17 protein-coding genes are annotated in these 19,247 nt (G+C 58.9%); 6 read left to right on the top strand and 11 right to left on the bottom strand.

Features of this window, described 5'->3' with window-relative positions; genetic code table 11:
* Positions 1-52 precede the first annotated feature (52 nt).
* From coxB to ACIPR4_RS20155, 4 genes are read left to right on the top strand one after another with little or no spacing between them, the layout of a single operon-like run.
* Entirely contained in the window at positions 53-1,096 is a 1,044-nt protein-coding gene (gene coxB / locus ACIPR4_RS20170; RefSeq protein WP_013570519.1) for a cytochrome c oxidase subunit II, read from the top strand.
* Positions 1,093-2,763 (top strand): cytochrome c oxidase subunit I, encoded by a 1,671-nt coding sequence (locus tag ACIPR4_RS20165; protein WP_013570518.1) that lies wholly within the window; start codon positions 1,093-1,095, stop codon positions 2,761-2,763. Before coxB ends, ACIPR4_RS20165 begins: the two co-directional genes overlap by 4 nt.
* On the top strand, positions 2,756-3,490 hold the full coding sequence (locus tag ACIPR4_RS20160) for a cytochrome c oxidase subunit 3 family protein (RefSeq protein ID WP_013570517.1): 735 nt from the start codon (positions 2,756-2,758) through the stop codon (positions 3,488-3,490). The genes ACIPR4_RS20165 and ACIPR4_RS20160 overlap by 8 nt, the downstream gene beginning before the upstream one ends.
* Before the next feature lie 34 nt (positions 3,491-3,524).
* Positions 3,525-3,899, top strand: a complete 375-nt coding sequence (locus ACIPR4_RS20155; RefSeq protein ID WP_013570516.1) for a cytochrome C oxidase subunit IV family protein — start codon at positions 3,525-3,527, stop codon at positions 3,897-3,899.
* Positions 3,900-4,235: 336 nt separating this feature from the next.
* Here ACIPR4_RS20155 and secF read toward each other — a convergent pair whose 3' ends face one another.
* The 6 genes from secF to tgt all read right to left on the bottom strand — a co-directional run bounded on the left by secF (position 4,236) and on the right by tgt (position 11,172).
* Positions 4,236-5,189, bottom strand: coding sequence for a protein translocase subunit SecF (gene secF / locus ACIPR4_RS20150; protein WP_013570515.1), 954 nt, complete (start codon positions 5,187-5,189; stop codon positions 4,236-4,238).
* Between the two features lie 56 nt (positions 5,190-5,245).
* Positions 5,246-6,826, bottom strand: a complete 1,581-nt coding sequence (gene secD / locus ACIPR4_RS20145; protein WP_013570514.1) for a protein translocase subunit SecD — start codon at positions 6,824-6,826, stop codon at positions 5,246-5,248.
* An 8-nt stretch (positions 6,827-6,834) separates the two neighbouring features.
* Positions 6,835-7,158, bottom strand: a complete 324-nt coding sequence (gene yajC, locus ACIPR4_RS20140; RefSeq protein WP_013570513.1) for a preprotein translocase subunit YajC — start codon at positions 7,156-7,158, stop codon at positions 6,835-6,837.
* A gap of 255 nt (positions 7,159-7,413) precedes the next feature.
* Positions 7,414-8,010: a putative signal transducing protein gene (locus ACIPR4_RS21940; protein WP_013570512.1), complete on the bottom strand. Its 597-nt coding sequence runs from the start codon at positions 8,008-8,010 to the stop codon at positions 7,414-7,416.
* 53 nt (positions 8,011-8,063) lie between these two features.
* Positions 8,064-9,860, bottom strand: coding sequence for a tetratricopeptide repeat protein (locus tag ACIPR4_RS20130; RefSeq protein ID WP_187290217.1), 1,797 nt, complete (start codon positions 9,858-9,860; stop codon positions 8,064-8,066).
* A gap of 196 nt (positions 9,861-10,056) precedes the next feature.
* A complete protein-coding gene (gene tgt, locus ACIPR4_RS20125; RefSeq protein ID WP_013570510.1) occupies positions 10,057-11,172 on the bottom strand; it encodes a tRNA guanosine(34) transglycosylase Tgt in 1,116 nt (371 codons plus the stop codon).
* Positions 11,173-11,223: 51 nt separating this feature from the next.
* On the opposite strand from tgt, the gene ACIPR4_RS20120 reads away from it, so the two are divergent.
* Entirely contained in the window at positions 11,224-12,759 is a 1,536-nt protein-coding gene (locus ACIPR4_RS20120; RefSeq protein WP_013570509.1) for a glycosyl hydrolase family 79 N-terminal domain-containing protein, read from the top strand.
* Positions 12,760-12,930: 171 nt separating this feature from the next.
* On the opposite strand, the gene ACIPR4_RS20115 is transcribed toward ACIPR4_RS20120, so the two are convergent.
* The 4 genes from ACIPR4_RS20115 to ACIPR4_RS20100 are packed head-to-tail and all read right to left on the bottom strand — an operon-like array spanning position 12,931 to position 16,795.
* Positions 12,931-13,773, bottom strand: coding sequence for an MqnA/MqnD/SBP family protein (locus ACIPR4_RS20115; RefSeq protein WP_013570508.1), 843 nt, complete (start codon positions 13,771-13,773; stop codon positions 12,931-12,933).
* A complete protein-coding gene (gene mqnC, locus ACIPR4_RS20110) occupies positions 13,766-14,914 on the bottom strand; it encodes a cyclic dehypoxanthinyl futalosine synthase (RefSeq protein WP_013570507.1) in 1,149 nt (382 codons plus the stop codon). The genes ACIPR4_RS20115 and mqnC overlap by 8 nt, the downstream gene beginning before the upstream one ends.
* Positions 14,904-15,650 (bottom strand): menaquinone biosynthesis protein, encoded by a 747-nt coding sequence (locus ACIPR4_RS20105; RefSeq protein ID WP_187290216.1) that lies wholly within the window; start codon positions 15,648-15,650, stop codon positions 14,904-14,906. Before ACIPR4_RS20105 ends, mqnC begins: the two co-directional genes overlap by 11 nt.
* Before the next feature lie 29 nt (positions 15,651-15,679).
* Positions 15,680-16,795 carry a CofH family radical SAM protein gene (locus tag ACIPR4_RS20100; RefSeq protein ID WP_083811972.1) on the bottom strand — a complete coding sequence of 372 codons (1,116 nt, stop codon included), beginning with the start codon at positions 16,793-16,795 and terminating at the stop codon, positions 15,680-15,682.
* A 146-nt stretch (positions 16,796-16,941) separates the two neighbouring features.
* Here ACIPR4_RS20100 and ACIPR4_RS20095 point away from each other — a divergent pair, with 146 nt between their 5' ends.
* Entirely contained in the window at positions 16,942-17,913 is a 972-nt protein-coding gene (locus ACIPR4_RS20095) for a hypothetical protein (RefSeq protein WP_013570504.1), read from the top strand.
* A gap of 7 nt (positions 17,914-17,920) precedes the next feature.
* Here ACIPR4_RS20095 and ACIPR4_RS20090 read toward each other — a convergent pair whose 3' ends face one another.
* The gene (locus ACIPR4_RS20090; RefSeq protein ID WP_013570503.1) at positions 17,921-19,237 is read right to left on the bottom strand and encodes a glycosyltransferase; all 1,317 of its coding nucleotides are present in this window, start codon (positions 19,235-19,237) and stop codon (positions 17,921-17,923) included.
* Between the last annotated feature and the right edge of the window lie 10 nt (positions 19,238-19,247).

The following is a 19,247-nucleotide window of genomic DNA, read 5'->3' as shown; positions in this document are numbered from 1 at the left end:
AGACGCGACAAAGAAACGCGACGCAGATTAGAAGAACGGATAAAGGCTAACGATGGGTATCAGTCCAGTACTTTGGCAGTTTCTTACAAAGTGGCTCACCTCCTCGGCTCTGTGGCCGCGCGAGGCGTCGACGGTCGCAGGCCAGGCAGATGCCTTGTACATCTTCCTTTGGCTCATGACCCTCGTGGGCATGGCCCTGGTCCTCACCCTCCTCGTCGTCTTCTCCATCAAGTACCGCAAGGAGAAGCACCCCAACGCGATTCAGATTGAAGGCTCCACGCTTCTGGAAGCGACCTGGACCATCATTCCTCTTGGCATCTTTCTCTTCTGCTTCGTTTGGGGCGCATGGCTGTACTTCCGTATCTACAATCCGCCAGCCGATTCGATGAACATCTACATCGTCGGTAAGCAGTGGATGTGGAAGGCGGAGCATCCGGGCGGACAGCACGAGATCAACGCGCTGCACGTTCCCATGGGACGCAATGTGCAGCTCACCATGATCTCGCAGGACGTCTTCCACTCCTATTCGATCCCGGAGTTCCGCGTAAAGCGTGAAGTGATCCCGGGCCGCTACACTACGGTCTGGTTCAACGCCACAGCCGCGGGCACCTATCATCTCTTCTGCACCCAGTACTGCGGCACTCTGCACTCAGGCATGGTTGGTGACATCGTTGTGATGACTCCGTCCGATTACCAGGCATGGGTCGATTCCTCCACCAGCGGTATGAGCCTGGCGCAGAATGGCGAACGCCTTTTTGCCTCCATGGGCTGCTCCCAATGCCATACGGGCGATGCCGCCGCGCGCGGACCGAACCTCGCGGGCATCCATGGCGCTAAACTGAAGATGGACGATGGAAGTACGCAGCTGGTTACGGACGGCTTCCTTCGTGACGCGATTTTGAACCCCTCGGCGCACCTTCCCGCGGGATTCAAGCCAATCATGCCGACCTACCAGGGACAGATCTCGGAAGAAGGCATGATCGACCTCGTCGAGTACATCAAAGGACTTAAGACCAACTACCGCGTGCAGCAGACACTCGGTACCTCGCAATCGAACCAAGCGGCGCCCAGCGCGTCAGGAACGGTGATCCCATGAGTACCGCACACACGATCGTGAACCTCCCCGATCAGCGGACAGCCACGCTGCCCAAGGTGAATTACATCAACAAGGAGCATGGCCTCCTCAGCTGGTTGCTCACGGCTGACCACAAGCGCATCGCCATGCTTTATCTGTTCTCGATCACGGGTTTCTTCCTGCTCGGCGGCTTCTTTGCCGGCATGGTCCGTTTCGAGTTGCTCACACCGGCAGGCGATCTCATGGCGGCGGACACCTATAACAAGATGTTCACGATGCACGGTATCGTGATGATCTTCCTGTTCCTGGTGCCTTCCGTTCCGGCAACGCTGGGTAACTTCCTGATTCCGATTATGATCGGCGCGAAGGATCTTGCCTTCCCGCGTATCAATCTTCTGAGCTGGTACCTGTACCTGGGCGGTGGTTTCTTCACACTCGCTTCGCTCGTGCTCGGCGGCGTCGATACCGGCTGGACCTTCACCACGCCCCTCTCGACGCACTACCTGAACACCCATGTCATCACCACGGCGACGGCGATCTTCATCGCGGGCTTCTCTTCCATCTTCACCGGTCTGAACTTCATCGTGACCATTCACCGCATGCGCGCTCCGGGCATGACCTGGTTCCGCCTCCCGCTCTTCGTCTGGGCGAACTATGCGGCGTCCATCATGATGGTGCTCGGTACACCGGTTCTCGCGATTGCGATTGTTCTCGTCGCTCTGGAGCGCACGGTAGGCATCGGCGTCTTCGATCCGGCCAAGGGCGGAGATCCCCTGCTCTTCCAGCATCTCTTCTGGTTCTACTCGCATCCGGCCGTGTACATCATGATTCTGCCGGGCTTCGGTGTCATCTCCGAGGTGATCTCGACCTTCAGCCGTAAGCGTGTCTTCGGATACACGGCCGTCGCGTTCTCTTCGGTGGCCATCGCGCTCTTCGGCTTCTTCGTTTGGGCCCATCACATGTTCATCATGGGCGTGTCGAACTATTCGGCCCTCGTCTTCTCTCTGCTGACGATGCTTGTTGCCGTACCTTCGGCCATCAAGATCTTCAACTGGGCGTTCACGTTGCAGAAGGGTTCCATCACCTTCGAGACCCCGATGATCTACGTCTTCGGTTTCATCGGCCTCTTCACCATCGGCGGTCTGACGGGCGTCTTCCTCGGTTCGTTGGGTATGGACATCCATCTCACGGAGACCTACTTCATCGTTGCCCACTTCCATTTCGTGATGGTCGGTGGCATGTTGATGGCGTTCCTCGCGGGTATTCACTTCTGGTGGCCCAAGATGACCGGCCGCATGTATCCGGAAGGCATGTCCAAGTTTGCGGCCGTTACCACCTTCATCGGCTTCATCCTGACCTTCTTCCCCCAGTTCATCGTCGGCTACCTCGGTATGCCCCGACGCTACCATGCCTACCCGGCTGAGTATCAGGTCCTCAACGTACTCTCGACTGCCGGTGCAACCGTCCTCGGCGTCGGATATATGTTGCCCCTCCTGTACCTGGGATGGAGCCTGAAGTACGGCAAGATTGCAGGCAACAATCCCTGGCAGGCGACCGGTCTTGAGTGGCAGATCCAGTCCCCGCCGTTGACCGAGAACTTTATCGAGATCCCGATTGTCGAGCAGGAAGCCTACGACTACGAGTGGCTCGCGCACAAGACTGAAAAAGAGGTAACGACCGTTGGCTGATCACGCGCTCACACACGACGAGGTTGTCGCGCCCCACGGCGTGCACGAACATCCGTTCTATCAGAAGCACCACTTTGAGACGGCGGAGCAGCAGCGCGAAGCCGCAGGCTTCGGCATGTGGCTCTTCCTGCTCACGGAAATCATGTTCTTCGGTGGCCTCTTCATGGCCTACCTGCTCTATCGCAACTGGTACTACGACGCCTTCGTTGCGGGTTCCAATACGCTTAGCCTTTCGCTCGGCCTGATCAACACCATCGTCCTCATCGGCTCTTCGCTGACGATGGCCATGGCCGTTTGGTCCGCCGAGGTCCGCAAGCAGGGCGCGCTGGTGATGTATCTTGTCGCCACCATCGTCCTGGGCTGCGTCTTCCTTGGCATCAAAACTGTTGAGTACAAGGAAAAGTTTGAACTGCACCACGTCCCCGGAGCCAGCTTCGATATCTCCGAGTTCGTCCACCCGACCGATAAGGCTGAGAAGCCCCTGCCCGTCGACATGGCGAACAAGACGCAGATCTACTTCTCGCTCTACTTTGCCATGACCGGCGTCCATGCCTTCCATATGATCATCGGTCTCGGCATGCTGATCTACTTCGTCGTCAAGGCGCGGCAGGGTCTGTACACCACGGGATATGTCCAACCGATTGAGAACTTTGGCCTTTACTGGCATTTCGTCGATATCGTATGGATCTTCCTCTTCCCGCTGTTGTATCTGATCAACCGGCACTAAACGCGCATCGGGGCACAGGCCTCCGGAGAATTTTATGAGCGATACCAAAGTAAGCACCAAGCACGACCCGCACACCTCGGAGCATCACGACCCGGCGAATGTGACCAACCCGGAGCATGCCGAACATCACATCGTTGGACCGGCCACATACCTCGGTATCTTCGCGATCCTGATGGTCGGCACCATCCTCACGGTGGTTGCGTCCAAGCTGCCGCTGGGCATCTTTACCGCGCCTGTAGCGCTGGCTATCGCAGTGACGAAAGCTGTCTTCGTCGTGCTCTTCTTCATGCACGTCAAGTACAGCACCCGCCTGGTCAAGCTCACCGTGGCCGCTGGCTTCTTTACCTTTTCTATTCTTGTGATCATGAGTATGAGCGACTATATCTCCCGCGCCTGGGGACAGTGGTAGGCTGCACGCCCTATAGTTGAACGGGACAGCCTTCGGGCTGTCCCGTTCTTCATTAAGAACGAACAGATCCCTCCGCTTCGCTACGGGATGACAAATTAAGAGACCAGTTTTGTGCCCCCATTCTTTCGCGGCCTTATCGCGGAAGAGTGGGGGCGCGGAGCGCACAAACGGATCCTCGGGAGTCCGCAGAAACGGGCAATCTGCTTCTCCAGAGCAATCCCTCCCGCACATCGCAAAAGCGCGATGTACGGGGCACCCAGAGTCTCGGAGCTTTATGTAGGGACAATATAAGAGCCCGGCCAAAAGGCCGGGCTCTTATAAGTCCAGAAACAAGAACTAAGCGCGAACCTTCGCTCCAGGCAGGGTAATCGCCTTGCCCTTGCTTGCACGCCAGTCCTGATACGCCACCAGCATCGGTGCCGCTACAGCGATCGAGGAGTAGGTTCCGATCAGGATGCCTACCACTAGTGCGAACGAGAAGCCATGCAGCACTTCGCCGCCGAAGAGGTAGAGCGAAAGGACGGTCAGGAACGTCAGGCCGGAGCTTAGGACCGTCCGGCTCAGTGTCTGATTGATGCTCTTGTTCACCACGGTGCTCAGGTCGGCCTTACGCATCGTCTGCAGGTTTTCGCGGATGCGGTCGAAGACGACGATCGTGTCGTTCATGGAGTAACCGACGAGCGTCAGGATCGCGGCGACTACGGTCAGCGTGATCTCCTGGTTGGTCAGGGAGAAGGCGCCGATCGTAATCAGCGTGTCATGGAAGACGGCGACGACAGCGGCCGCGCCATAGATCAGCTCGAAGCGGAACCAGAGGTAGATCAGCATGCCTGCCAGCGACCACAGAATGGCCCATCCTGCCTGCCGCGTCAGCTGCTTGCCAGCGGTGGGTCCAACGATGTCCGTCTGCTCTACGCGGAAGCCTGAATCCTTGTAGTTGTTCGTGAGCGCTGCTTCGATGGACTGGCGAGCGGCGTCGTGGTTCGCATCCGCCATCTCGGGGACTGCGATCACCTCTTCGTTTGCTGCCGCGCCCATATTGCCGCTGATGCGCTGAAGGCGGAAGTCCTTTACGTCGGCCTTGTCCAGCGCCGAACGAAGATGGTCCTCATTCGGCGTCGAGGGAAAGGAAACGTAGACGAGCGTGCCGCCCTTGAAGTCCACACCGCGCGGCACGCCGTGCCAGAACAGCATGCTCAGGATTCCGGCCACAGAGAAGACCAGCGAGAAGCTCAGGAGGTACCACTTCTTGCTTAGCCAATCGATATTTACTTCGCGAAACAGTTCCAAAATATAACTCCGTGTGGCTCAACGAGCCCAGAAACAAATCTCTTACAAAAGCCGAATCAGATCGACAACGCTTCGCCGCGCTGTTTGCGGTTCAGGAGGAAGTCGAAGATCGTGCGCGACACAAACACTGCGGTAAACAGGTTCGCCAGGAGACCGAAGACCAGCGTGACGGCAAATCCGCGGACCGGACCGGTTCCGACGAAGAACAGGATGGCAGCCGAGACGATGGTCGTGATGTGGGTATCCACAATCGTGATCCAGGCGTGTGCAAATCCGTTCTGTACGGCAGCGTGCGCGTTCTTGCCCTCGCGCAGCTCTTCACGAATACGCTCGAAGATCAGCACGTTGGAATCGACGCCCATACCGATCGTCAGAATCACACCGGCGATGCCCGGCAGCGTCAGCGTGGATCCGGTAAAGCCCATAAAGCCAAGCAGAATCACGAGGTTGAGGAAGAGCGCGAGGTCGGCGTTGATGCCCGCACCGCGATAGTAGATCAGCATGAAGGCCATGACGGCCAGCATGCCGGCCACAGCCGCGATCACACCCTGCTTCACGGAAGCCGCGCCCAGAGATGCTCCCACGGTGCGTGTTTCCAAATAGGTGATCGAAGCCGGAAGCGAACCCGTGCGCAGCATCAGGGAAAGCTCGGCGGCGCTGTCCTTGTTGAACCCGCCGGCGATCTCTCCGCTGTCGCGGATCGCGCTGTTGATCGTCGCGACTTCTTTGACGTGATTGTCGAGAACGATGGCCATGTACTTGCCGACGTTCGCGCTGGTGTACGCGTAGAAGCGGTCGCCTGCTGCTGTGGTCAGGTTGAACGAAACCGCCGTGCGTCCGGACTGGTCCTGGCTGGGACGAGCGTCGCGGAAGTCCGGTCCCTGCACGATCGAAACGCGCTTCAGAACCCACCACTGGTTGTCGCCAGCGCCGTTGCCGCCCTGCATTACAACTGTGTCCGGTCCTGCGGTAGCCTGTGCTTCCTGCTCGGTGGGATAGCCCTGTCCGCTCACCGCCTCGTGAATCTCGAGGCGGGCCGTGGACTGGATCACGCGGCTTACCTGTCCGGGATCGCTCACGCCGGGCAGCTCGACCAGGATCTGGTCTTCGCCCTGTCCATACTTCTGGATCGCGGCTTCCGCAACACCCAGCGTATCGACACGCTCGCGGATCGTCTCAATCGACGTCTCCAGAGCACGCTCGCGCGCCTCGCGGACCGCCGTTGCCTTCATAGAGAGGCGGATGGTGCCGTCAGGCTGCGAGGTCAGGTCGTAGTCGCCATAGGTCGAACCCGTCAAGGCGTCGCGCACATCGCTCAGCTTGGCCGAAGGAACGCCCGTGATGATCATCACGCCCGGCTCCGCCGCGTTCTGGCTGCGCGTCACCGTTGTTCCGGTTACACCCACTTTGGCCAGGTCGGTCTGCACCTGCTGCACGGCGTTGTCGGTGGCTGCGGCAATCGCCTCAGCCGTGTGCACCTGCAAAACCAGGTGAGTTCCGCCCTTGAGATCGAGCCCAAGTTGGAGGTTGGTCTTGCCGTCCTTGTCGCGTCCCGGGATCTTGCCCAGTGCACCGTACACAAAGATCACGAGGATAGCGATGATGGCAACGATCTTGCCGGTCAGGTTCTTCTGCATTGGGTCGTTTACTTCTCTTCTTCCGTAGTTGTTACGGAGGCGATAGCGCTCTTCAAAAACTCGAGCTTGATATTGTCAGGAGCAACACGCAGCGTCAGGGTCTCGTCCCGCAGGTTCAGAATTGTGCCGCGCAGACCGCCTACGGTGGTCACGACATCGCCCGGCTTCAGCGCAGCCAGCATCGCCTGCCACTTCTTCTGCTTATTGCGATTCGGGATCACCGACATCAAGACCATGGCGATCAGAAACACTGGCAGCAGAAGCGTAGTCGAGCTGAAACCCGAACCAGCACTCTGGAACATCAAAAGAAAAGCAAAGGGAACTGAGGACAAAGGGGACTTCCTTAATTTAAGGCTCCATCAGGCAGAGCCCGTACGGAGAAAGATTGCCGCACCCTGCCAGAACCCTTATACAAAGCACAAGGGCCCATCATTTGCCAAGGCAGATGAGTGCTAGTCAATAGAATCGCGTACCCCGCCATCACTGTCAACACGTTGCGGCCTGGTAGAGTCGCGAGATTCCCTTTTCGGCCCCGGCCAGTCTCTGTTCTGTCGAAATCAAAAGAATCTTTGCCAGCGTGAACAGAACTAAACCGTCTCCTCATCCTTCCAGCGAGTGCCGCATTGGTTGCAGACCCAGGTCTTTGCGCCCGTGGGCAGCGGAACCGACAGAAGATAGAGCGCGGTCATGGCCGCACTCCGCGAAGCGCCCTCGAAGGTAATGTCCGACGAACCGCAGACAAAACAGTGGGGTTGGACAAAATCCTGCCCCGCGGCGAACTCGATCGAACCCGGCCCGGCCTCACGCAGCAGTTCGGTTGCGCCTGCCTCGTCCTGGGCTTCCACACGCAGGCGAATGCCACCGATCATGTTCGAAACCTGCCAATCCAGCCGGACGAGGTTCTCATCTTGCAGATCCACGGTGATTCCGGCGGATTCCAGCAGCGACCGCGCCACAATCGCCTCAGAAAGATCCCGGTAGCGACGCACCGTGACCAGCTTCAGCGGTTCGACCTCGCTTCCGGGGCGTTCTTCGAGCAGAGGCGGCTCCAACCCGCGACGCGCAAACTCGGCACGCATCGCCGTCTGGGCAGAGTCGGTCAGTTCGTCATACTTGAGGGCCAGAGAAAGAAGCTGCTCGTCTTCCATCGCTTTGTAGTGCGTACTGAAGTCTTCGGCTTCCATTCTCTATCTCCCGCATACTCTCTCTATCGTATGCAGATTCGAGATACCGGAGCTTAAAGACCGCCAGTTGAGAGTCGCGCTATGGCTTGCCTGGAGATTGTGTCTTGTGGGTTTACAGTAACCTCCTGCTCAAAAGCTTCTTTCGCGAGGTTTTGTTTCCCGAGGCGTTCCAGCGCTAGGCCGAGTCCTGAGTGATAACCTAAGCCGTTTGGATCCATGGCGATGGCTTGTCGGAAGGTCTGTTCGGCGGCGTCTGCTCTACCCAGGTTGAATCGAACCGCGCCCAATTGGTAAAGCTGCCTGGCTGTCGGATGGATCTGGCAGGATTTTGCCAAATAGCCTTCCGCATGGATTCGGTCGCCAAGATTCAGATAAGCCTGTCCCAGGTTGTTATTGCCTACGGGATCGTTCGGCTCTTCCCGCAAAAGCTTTTGCAGCAGAGGGATCGCGTCCTCATAGCGTTTGGCATCGAGGAGTCCAGCAGCCAGATCATGTTGCGCGATCTTGTTCCCAGGAGATCGCTCCACTGCTCTTGTGAAGAGCGATATATTGTCCGCCCAGACATAGATTTCCCGTCTGATTCCGAAGGCCATGATGACTGCCAATGTTGCGGCTATAACTATCTGTACCCTTGGCATCCCAAGAAATTTTCTGCCTTCGCTTCCTACTCTGGCGATTGCGAGACCCACGACGATGGCCAATCCGGCTGAGGGAAGATAGAGATATCGATCCTGAATGAACGCACCTTCCTGAAGTGCAGGCAGGTAAAGCGCAGGCAGCAGGAAGATTGCAGCCCAAAGAAGCGAGAGAGGCAGAAGTCTCTGATCGTCCTTGTCCGCCGAGGACAGTCCTGTGCGCTTGCTGTCCCGCCAGATCAAGAACACGGCCCCTACAGCCAGAGCGACCCATCCCAGAAGCGGAAAGAGAAAAGCTTTTGCTTCTAGACGAGTGAGGAGCACCGAGGGATACATGGGACTCAGGCGCGTGGGCCACAAAAACAGCTTGAAGTAAGCCAGGAGAATGGAAGGCAGCGTGAAGAAGAGCGTCGAAGCCCGCATCGGAGACGATTGCGCGACGACAGTATGGAGCACGACAGCACGCACGCAGAGGTAAACCGCTGTGACAGCCAAAAATGGAAGCGTGCGGGCAAAGGCGAAACGGGCTCTCGTGTCTTTGGATTGCGGGTCATTCCAAAGCCACACGTAGAGAAAGACGATTGCGGGGAGACCGACCGCAGTTTCTTTCAACAGCAGCGCCGCAGTGTAGAGCGCCAGCGAAGCGGTCAGCCACCGCTTGTCCTTCCGCGACACACTCAGCATGTAACAAAGCAACGAGGCCAGCAGCGAAGCCGCGAGAAGAGACTCGCTGACAGAAGAGATCCACGCTGCCACCTGGATGTGAATGGGGTGCAGACCGAAGAGGAGCGCGGAGAAAATGGCGGGCAGCCAATTTCTCGAGACCTGACGGACCAGGAGATAGAGGACAAACGTCGCACACACGTGACTAACAAGAGTGGTCAGATGCCAATAGAAAGGATTCAAACCAAAGAGTGCATTGTTCAGGCGCAGCCAGAGCAGGAAGAATGGGCGATAGAATCGCGTTTGAAACGCACCTCCGTGGCTCCATAGGCTTTGAGTAAAGTAGTCGGACAGATACTGCCAGGACTGGATGTGCGGATTTTTAACAATCTGCTCGACATCGTCAAAGACATACGCAAACCGCAAGACCGGAAGATAGGCCAGAAAAGTGAATGCAAGGATGGCTGTTATCCAGGCCGTTGAAAGACTTAAGAAGGCAGAGTGATTCTGGCGAACCAGTCTGCCGGTTTTGCTGGTCCTTCTTGCTGTCATTCCGCGTCTTTTGGGACGGCCCATGCCGAGCGCTCAAGGTAGGCATGGGCCATGCCTCCGGCCAGGTCTTACCTGGCACGGAACCGAAAACTGTCAGTATCCACCCTCTGCTGACAATGACTATCCTCAAGCTATTTTCTCAACGCCGCGCGCGAAAAATATTTATGGATTGAGATCGATCATGGCCGGGAAGAAATCACCCTTCCGCAATCTCTCCGCGCACACGTTCCATCGTATCCAGATAAAACGCCAGGTTATGTACGCTTGCGAGCGTCATACCAAGAGCCTCTCCGGCGGCAAAGAGATGCCGGATGTAGCCCCGCGAGTATCGTGCGCAGACCGAGCAGGTGCAGGCTGGATCGAGAGGTCCACCGTCCTCTTCGTGGATCTTGTTCTTGATATTCACGCGTCCCTGCGAGGTGAAGACCAGACCGTGGCGCCCCGCGCGCGTCGGAAGAACGCAGTCCATCATGTCCACGCCCATCTTGGCGTACTCTTCGATCTCGTCGGGATAGCCCACGCCCATCACGTACCGGGGCTTGTCCTTGGGCAGATACTCCAGCGTGTGCGCGATCATCTCGCGCGTGACGTCGCGCTCCTCGCCCACGGCCAGACCGCCGATGGCATAGCCGTCGAAGTCCATGGCGACGAGCGTCTCCGCGCTCTGCGTGCGCAGGTCCTTGTGCATCCCGCCCTGTACGATGCCGAAGAGGCTCTGCCGCCGTCCGCCGCGCTCCTCGTGCCAGGGAACCTCGCTCGCATGCGCCTGGAAGTAATCCAAAGAGCGCTGCGCCCAGCGATGCGTCATCTCCATGGAGTCCTTCGCGCGCTGCCATGTTGCCGGATGCTCCGTGCACTCATCGAAGGCCATCATGATGTCCGCGCCGAGGGCGATCTGCACCGCCATGGAGTGCTCGGGAGAGAAGAAGTGCTTGCCGCCATCCAGATGCGAGCGAAACTCCACACCCTCTTCCTTCACCTTGCGCAGGCCCTTGAGCGAAAAGACCTGGAAGCCGCCGGAGTCCGTCAGCATGGGCCGCCGCCAGCTCATGAACTTGTGCACGCCACCCATCCGCCGCACCAGCTCATGGCCGGGCCGCAGATACAGGTGATACGTATTCGCCAGGATGATCTCCGCACCGCGACCGCCAGCGCCGATGGTCTCCACAGTCTCCTGCGGAACGGCTTTTACGCTCGCCACCGTTCCCACCGGCATAAAGACAGGCGTCTGCACATCGCCATGCGGCAAACCGATCACACCGCGCCGCCCACCCGCCGCAGTGGTCTTGCTCACTTCAAACGTCAAACCCATCTCTTCATTCTAAGGACTGTGGTGTTCGGACGGTGCTAGAGTAGTCGCCCCATGAAAATCACGCTCGCACTCGCTCTCTCGGCCACGACTGCTTTCGCCCAGACGAATCCCTCAACCATGCCCAAGGTCGGCACGGTCGACCCGCGCTTTCAGTCCTACAACGTTGAGATGGTCGAAGTCATCGGCGGGCGCTTCTGGAAGCCCTACGCGAGCACTGCCGCAGCTAAGCCACCCACAAGTGCCAACCAGACGCCGGGCATGGACCCCTCGCTCTTCGAGCAGCGGACGCCGCTCGACCTCTCCAATCCACGTCTGCGCAAACTTGCCGCTGCACTCAGTCCCGCGTATATCCGCGTCTCCGGAAGCTGGGCCAACACCGTCTACTTTCAGGATTCGGATGCCCCTGCGCCCGCGACGCCGCCTGAAGGCTTTGGTGGCGTTCTCACATGCGCGCAATGGAAGGGCGTCGTTGATTTTTCAAAAGCCGTCGATGCGAAGATCGTGACCTCCTTCAGCACCGGTCTTGGGACACGCGATGCCTCCGGCACCTGGACACCCGCTGAGGCGACCAAGTTCCTCCGCTACGACGACTCCCTTGGAGGCAACATCGCCGCTGCGGAGTTCATGAACGAGCCCACCTTCACCACCGCCGCAGGCGTTCCTAAAGGCTATGACGCTGCCGCCTACGGGCGCGACTTCGCCGTCTTCCAGCCCTTCTTTCGCAAGGCCTCGCCGCATGCGCTGCTCCTTGGGCCCGGCTCGGTCGGCGAAGGGATTGATTTCGTCCCTATGAAGCTCCTGCCTTCGAAAGAACTTCTTGCCGCCTCCGGGCCCGACCCCGTGGATGTCTTCTCCTATCACTTCTACGGAAGCGTCTCTTCGCGCTGCGGCAACATGGGCAGCATCAAGAGCTCGACCACCCCGGAAGCCGCGCTCTCCGAAGAGTGGCTCTCCCGCACCGGCATCGTAGAAGAGTTCTACGCCGGGCTTCGCGATGAATACGCTCCAGGCAAGCCGATGTGGCTCACGGAGACAGGCCAGACAGCCTGCGGAGGCGACCGTTGGGCCTCCACGTTTATCGACAGCTTCCGCTACCTCGACCAGATGGGCAATCTTGCCAAGCGACATGTCCAGGTGATTCTGCACAACACGCTTGCAGCCTCGGATTACGCGCTCATCGATGAAAAGACGCTCACACCGCGTCCCAACTACTGGGCGGCATTGCTCTGGCACAATACCATGGGAACCACGATTCTGAATGCAGGCGCTTTGCCCTCGCCCAAGGTGCATCTCTATGCCGCCTGTATGAAGAACCATCCCGGCGGTGTCACCCTGCTCGCGCTCAACCTCGACCGCACTGCGCCGCAGATGTTGAGCCTCCCGCAGAAGTCCACTCGCTACACGCTTACCTCGGCGGACCTGTTGAGCCACACCGTCCAGCTCAATGGCAAAGAGCTTTCTCTCACAGCGGAGGGCGATGTCCCAACCCCTGCGGGCGTCAGTGCCGCCAAGGGGAGCCTGGCTTTACCTGCTGCGAGCATTACCTTTTTCACGCTGGAAGCGGCGAACAACCCAGTCTGTAAATAGCCGCTTGTGGTTCTGAGGGGAAGTGCTGAAAGTTTGTTCAAGCAGCGCATGCGATGAAGCTGTGGTCGGACAGGGTGTTCTCGTGTGGCTTCCTGAAGGATCGGGTTTGTGCGCCCCGCGCGACCCACCCTTCCGCGATAAAGCCGCGAAAGAATGGGGCACAAGAAAGAGCTAAAGAATAGGACTCTTTACCGAGTGCGCGTTGTACCCGTTTTCCAGGATCTGCACAGCACGCACCACGTCCGCGTTCATGGCCAGGCAGTCGTCGTTGACGTACATTGCTACGAAACGATCCAGCAACTCCACTGGAGCGCCGCGGCCAAAGGGGGCGCTGTACTCCATCGCTTTCTCGCGCTGCGCGAAGCCGATCTGGATCGACTTGCGATAGTTGTCTGCGATGGCGCGCTTCAGTTCGGGATCGAGGTCCTGCCGCACGCAGTTCACGCCCAGCGGAAGCGGCAGGCCTTCGTGTCTCTCCGCAAAGACCGCACCAAGATCGCACAGCAGACGCAGGCCGCGTTCTTCAAAGGTGAGCTGTTCCTCGTGAATGATGACACCGGCATCGACCTCGCCCGAGAGGATGGCGTCGATGATCTCGTCGAAACGTAGCTGTATTTCGATAAATGGAGGCAGCAGGAGCCGCGCTGCGAGGGTCGCCGTCGTCCACGGTCCCGGAAGAGCAATGCGCTTTCCCTCCAACTCGTCCACAGTCTTCAGATTGCGGCTCAACAGGCGTGGACCGTAGCCGCGTCCCACACTCGTGCCCACGCCCAGAAGCTCATACCGCTCGCGCAGGGAGAAGTACGCGTGCACGGAGATCGCCGTCACCTCCAGGGGATCGTCGCTCCACGCGCGGCGGTTCAGAGCATCGATGGTCGTGAGTTCGTGCACGATCTCGCAGCCGGGAATGACTACCTGTTCGGAGACGAAGCCATAGAACATGAAGGCGTCGTCCGCATCCGGTGTGTGGCCGATGCGTAGCTGCCGCAGAGCGGACGAATTCGAATCAGGCATTCGCTCTTTCTTCTTCCTGCGAGACGACCTGCTGTGGTCCCGGCGTGCGCTGGAAGGTTTCCACGGCGGCTTCGGGATGCACGATGTTCACCAGCGGTGTTCCCTGGACTACCTCGTACCCCGTAGTTCGCTGCACCGGCGTGAAGCCCGCTTCACGAATCGCATTCAGCAACGCGGGACGTGTAATCGCTACCTTGTGCTGCGCCTGCGAGAGGACGTTCTCCTCGATCAGAATGCCGCCGAAGTCGTCCGCTCCGCTGTACAGGCCAAGCTGGCCCGCGCGGATTCCCTCTCCGAACCACGACGCCTGGATGTGCAGAATGTTGTCCAGCATCAGGCGCGAGATCGCCAGAATGCGCAGGTAGAAGCTCGGCAGGGCATCCGTCTTCACCAGTTGCGACAGTGGCGAAGCTCCGCGCTTGAAGCTCCACGGAATGAAGGCGTAGAAGCCGCCCGTTTCATCCTGCAGCTCGCGCAGACGGACGAGGTGCTCGATGATGTCTTCGTTCTCTTCCAGGTGGCCGTACATCATCGTCGCGCTCGTCGACATACCCACGCGATGCGCGCTCCGCATCACATTGATCCAGCCGTCGGCGGAGAGCTTCTTCGGCGAAACCTTGCGTCGCACGCGATCTGTGAGGATCTCCGCGCCACCGCCCGGCATCGTCTTCACGCCGCGCTCCCAGAAGCGTTGCAGGATCTGGTCCACCGTCTCGCCTGCCACCTTCGCAATCTGCGTAATCTCCGACGGAGAGAAGAGGTGCAGATGCATCTTCGGCGTGCTCGCTTGGATCGCGTCGATCAGGGCGAGGTAGTAATCCAGCGGAAGGTCGGGGTTATGTCCGCCCTGCAGCAGCACCGTCGTTGCGCCCTGCGCATACGCGCGCGCCACACGGGAGGCGACCTCCTCCGGACTGTGGACGTAGCCTTCCTTACTGCCAACCGGACGGTAGAAGCTGCAGAAGGTGCAGTTCTCCGTGCAGACGTTGGTGTAGTTGGGATTCGTATCCAGCACGTAGGTCACTTCGGCCCTGGGGTGCAGCTCCCAGCGCACGGCATCGGCGCGGGCCATCAGCTCGACCAGCGGCATATCCCGAAGCCACGCCAGTCCCGTCTCAGCGGAAATTCTCTCAATCGCCATCGTCTGTTCCCTTCAAAAGTCTGTGAAAGTAGGAAAGGCCTTCCAGATGAACCTGCGTCAGGCGAAACTCCAGACGCTCAAAATAAAGCTCCGCCATGTCAGGATTCCATCCCGCCGCAGTGCCTGCCTCGCGCAGAGATCTGCGTCCCTCGGCCGTCGCGGCAAAGGTAAGGTTCTCCTCGATCCATTGGGTCAGGTCGGAGACAGACTCGTCACTCACCGTGGGCGAAACCACCCACTGCGCAAACACAAATCCGTGGCCGGTCTGCTCCATCCACCATTCGCCGATATCGCGGTTTACCGGCCAACGATACTCTTGCCTCGCAAAGTTCAACGCTTCATCGCCGATCAGAAGACGAGCGTCACTTTCGGAAGGGTCGGACGAGATGCGCGGGGTGGCGCCAAACTCCTTTTTAAAGAGAATCTGCAACAACTTTCTCGTGGTCGTCGACCGTTGGGTCAGATGCATCGCACGGTCTTTCTCCAGAAGCTCCGCCAGGGCCACCTTGGAAAACAGCCGGACGCTCATGACATGGCCGTAAGAGGCAATGCCATAAGGCCCGAGAGGCTTTACCTTTTCCTCGAGGTGGATCGGCGATCCAGTCGGCAGCAGGCAGACATCCAGCTTTCCTTCCATCATCAACGCGGTAAGCTCGCTCGGGTCTCCGAAGACTATCTGCGCCTTGAAACGCGGTGGGACGAACCGAAAGGGCGTTGCATTGGTGAAGGAGATCATGCCAATTCTCAACTCCGGGCGATCGCCCATTAGCATGACACCGCAACTTTCTCTTTTATTCCTTCCACTGCCAAACGCTGGAACCTGCCCGTTCGTCGCATCGGGACCTGTCCGGCATCGCGGATTAGACGCTCCATCAGTTGGATTCCCATGCCGCTCGGTGCTCCGGTACCGGCTAGCTGCATGATGCGCTCAACGCCCAGCGTCCCGTCCAGGTCGTCCGCGCCAAAGCTCAGCGCCGTGACGCCCGTCTCCAGTTGCAGCGTGGGCCAGTAGGCTTTGATGTGAGGAATATTGTCCAACACCAGCCGTGACAGTGCGATGACCTTCAGGCAACGCATGGGAGAGACAAGGCTGGTCGTAATGCCCGTTTCGCCGGGCTGGAAGGCCAGCGGAATAAAGGCCTCGAAGCCGGGCGCGCGGTCTTCGAGATCGCGTAGCTGGAAGAGGTGCGACACCAGCTCCTCGTCGGTCTCGATATGCCCGAAGAGCAGCGTCGAGTTCGTCTGCATGCCCATTCTGTGGGCGGTCTCGTGGACGGCCAGATATTTGTCCGGCCCCATCTTGTCCTTGTAGAGCTCCTGGTGAATGCGCTCCGAGAGCATCTCCGCGCCGCCGCCGGGCATGGCGTCCACGCCTGCTCCGCGCATCGCGCCCAGCACGTCTTCCCAGCTGTTCTTCGTTACACGAGCAAAGAAGTCGACTTCCACTGCCGTGAAGGCCTTAATCCACAGGTGTGGATATTCGCGGCGGATACGTGAAACAAGGGCCAAAGAACGCTCCATCGTCCACGTCTTCCACAGGCCGCCGACGATATGCACTTCGGCCAGATCCGGGTCGTTCAGGCTTGCCAGAATCCCGTCTTCTTCCAGGCTATAGGCGTGGGCATCTCCGGGCTTTGCCGCAAACTCGCAGAACTTGCAGGCGTGCACGCAGAGATTCGTCGGATTGATCTGTTTGTTGACGATAAAGGTGGCAACGTCGCCGTGACGTGCCCGTTTCCGGTCGAAGGCAAGCGTCCCGAGGTCGAGCAGGGGCCACTCTTGCAGAAGAAAGAGCGCCTCTTCGGGGGTGATTCTTTCGCCGGCTGCAATACGCTGCCGTAAGGGATCGTTCGTAACGTGGTGCATCGACTGACTCAACATAGGTCTTTTTACCTAACGCACCCCTTAAGTTACAAGAGAATGCCCGGTGGGAAACATACCCACAGCCCTGTGTCCGATTTTCAGAGTCCAGTCGTGAAACTTTAAAATCAGTCACACCGTGAGAACCGAACGGCATCCAACCAGCCATGAAGCGGCTCGTCGTCGTCCTCGCTCTTGCCATCGCCTTGCACGCCCAGCAGAATGCGGGTGTCGACAGGGATCGTGACGGTCTGCCGGACGGTTTTGAACAAGCCCTGCTGGAGCGCTTCGCTCCCACCTTCATGGTCAACCAGACGGACTGTTCCGTTGCCCCGGCCCTCTTCGTTCCGAACGAAAAGTCTCCCACTGTCGCGGAAGAGAACAGCACCGTCTACGGACAGGTCTTTCCCACTGCGAACCGCCGTATCGAAATTCACTACTACCATCTCTGGCGCGTCGACTGTGGCCGCATGGGCCATGCCCTGGATACCGAACACGTCTCGGTCCTTCTTGCGTCGGAAGCGTCAGGGAGCAGAGATGCAGTTCAGTGGCAGGCCCTCTATTGGTACGCCGCTGCCCATGAAGATACCATCTGCGATGCGAGTCAGATTACCCGCGCCTCTACGCTTAACGCCACCACGCATGGGCCTACCGTATGGATCTCGTCGGGCAAGCACGGTTCTTTTCTTGCGGAGGAGCTTTGTCGTCATGGCTGTGGTGGAGATACCTGCGAAGCCATGATTCCGCTCACGCATGTCACGCTGCTCAATCTTGGGGAATTCGGCCATCCCATGAATGGCTCCACGTTTATCGCTTCGAAGGAGTGGCCGCTGCAGCAGAAGATGACCCGCTCCGACATGCGTTCACCCTTGCTCACGCGCGTGGATCACTTGCCGGAGACAGATATCGCCTGGGCCAATCCCTCCAAGCGTCCCGCGCAAGCCACCATCGCCGCGGGTGTCTCTACCTCGGATGCCCTTACTCTCTCGGACCGCAAGACCAATACGGCCCTCGTCCTCGCGGGCAACAACACCGGCTCCGCGCTCGGCACCAGCTATCGCTCCGTCAAATCTGCCCTGGGCAAGAGCCTGCACAAGGTAGGACAGGCCCTCGGAAAGAAGGATGCTTCAGAGAAGTAGTGGCCGACTATCCTGCCCAGGCATAGAGTTCCCGCTCCAGTGAAGCAGAACCGAACTTCGCTCTGACGCATCCTTCCAGCAGGCTCAGCAACTCTTTCTCCGTATCGTGGCTCGCGAACTCCAGGGCCAACTCCTGTGCTCGACTCCGGTAGCTCGGCGTCTCCAGAACCTCTCTCACGGCCTTGCGCAGAATCACCGGATCGGCCTGGTTCGTGCGAAGGTCGATGCCCACACCGGCCCACGCAACGTGTGCGGAGACCTCTTCCTTGTCCTCCGTCAGGCCCGCCGCGACGATGGGAACGCCATGCGCCAGTGCCATGTTGACGGTGCCATAGCCTCCGTTCGTAATGAGCAGATCGATATGAGGCATGAGCTGCGCAAACGAGAGGTAGGGAGCCACGCGGGCATTCGACGGAATTTCGCAGGGGATCGAGTCGACGGGCCGTCCTCCCGTGGTCACCAGGACGATCACATCTTCTTCTTTCGCCAGACCTTCCAGAGTGGGACCGACGAGTTGTCCGAAGTCTCGATTGGCGATGGTTCCCTGCGTGACGAGGACCAGGCGCTTTTTCTTATCGAGATCGTGCCACCAGGCGGGAAGTGGAGCTTCTGTCGAAGGGAGTGGAATCGGACCGATATACCGTATCTGCGAGAGGCACGCCGAGGTGTACGGATACTCGAAGCTCTCGATCCCGGGGTGGAGGTAGAGATCCGGGAGCGAAGCCATGCTCTCCAGCGCAGCACAGGGAAGGGTGTCGCAACCAAGCCCGATGAGCGCGCGATCGATGGCCAACTGGGTGGGTCGCAGGAGCACGCGTTCGCGCCGCATGCGCTCTTCCTCCTGTAACTCCTGGAAGATGCCCGGCATCTTCGGCAGGTTTCGGCCGCTGCCCAGATTCAGTACCGACATGCCGAGGTGGGCAATGAGGGGACGCTCGCTGCGCGGACCCATGAGCATGGGCAGCGTCCCGAAGTAGAAGCTGTCGGCAAGAATGAGGTCCGCCGGAAACTTCTCCAAAGCCAGCTCCAGGCTTGCGGCCTGCGCGGAGATGCTTCTAGCGAAAAAGTGTTCCATCTCGAATGCGAACATCTCCATGCTTGAAGCCGTATCCGGTCGTTTGGGAGTATCCCTGGCATGAAGAAAGTAGGTCTTCGACTCCGGGATCTCCGGACGGAAGGACACTCCCGTGGCTAACACCGCCACCTTCAACTCGGGCGAGGTCAGAACGAGCACCTCGTGGTTGTGTTTCATAAGAAGTTTGGCTACCGCTAAAAGCGGGTTGAGATATCCCGGCACACCGGTCGCTGCAATCAGAATTTTCATGGCGTTCCTC

The sequence above is a fragment of the Terriglobus saanensis SP1PR4 genome (genome assembly GCF_000179915.2).
GTDB lineage: Bacteria > Acidobacteriota > Terriglobia > Terriglobales > Acidobacteriaceae > Terriglobus > Terriglobus saanensis.
This window is presented reverse-complemented; position numbering and strand designations above follow the sequence as displayed.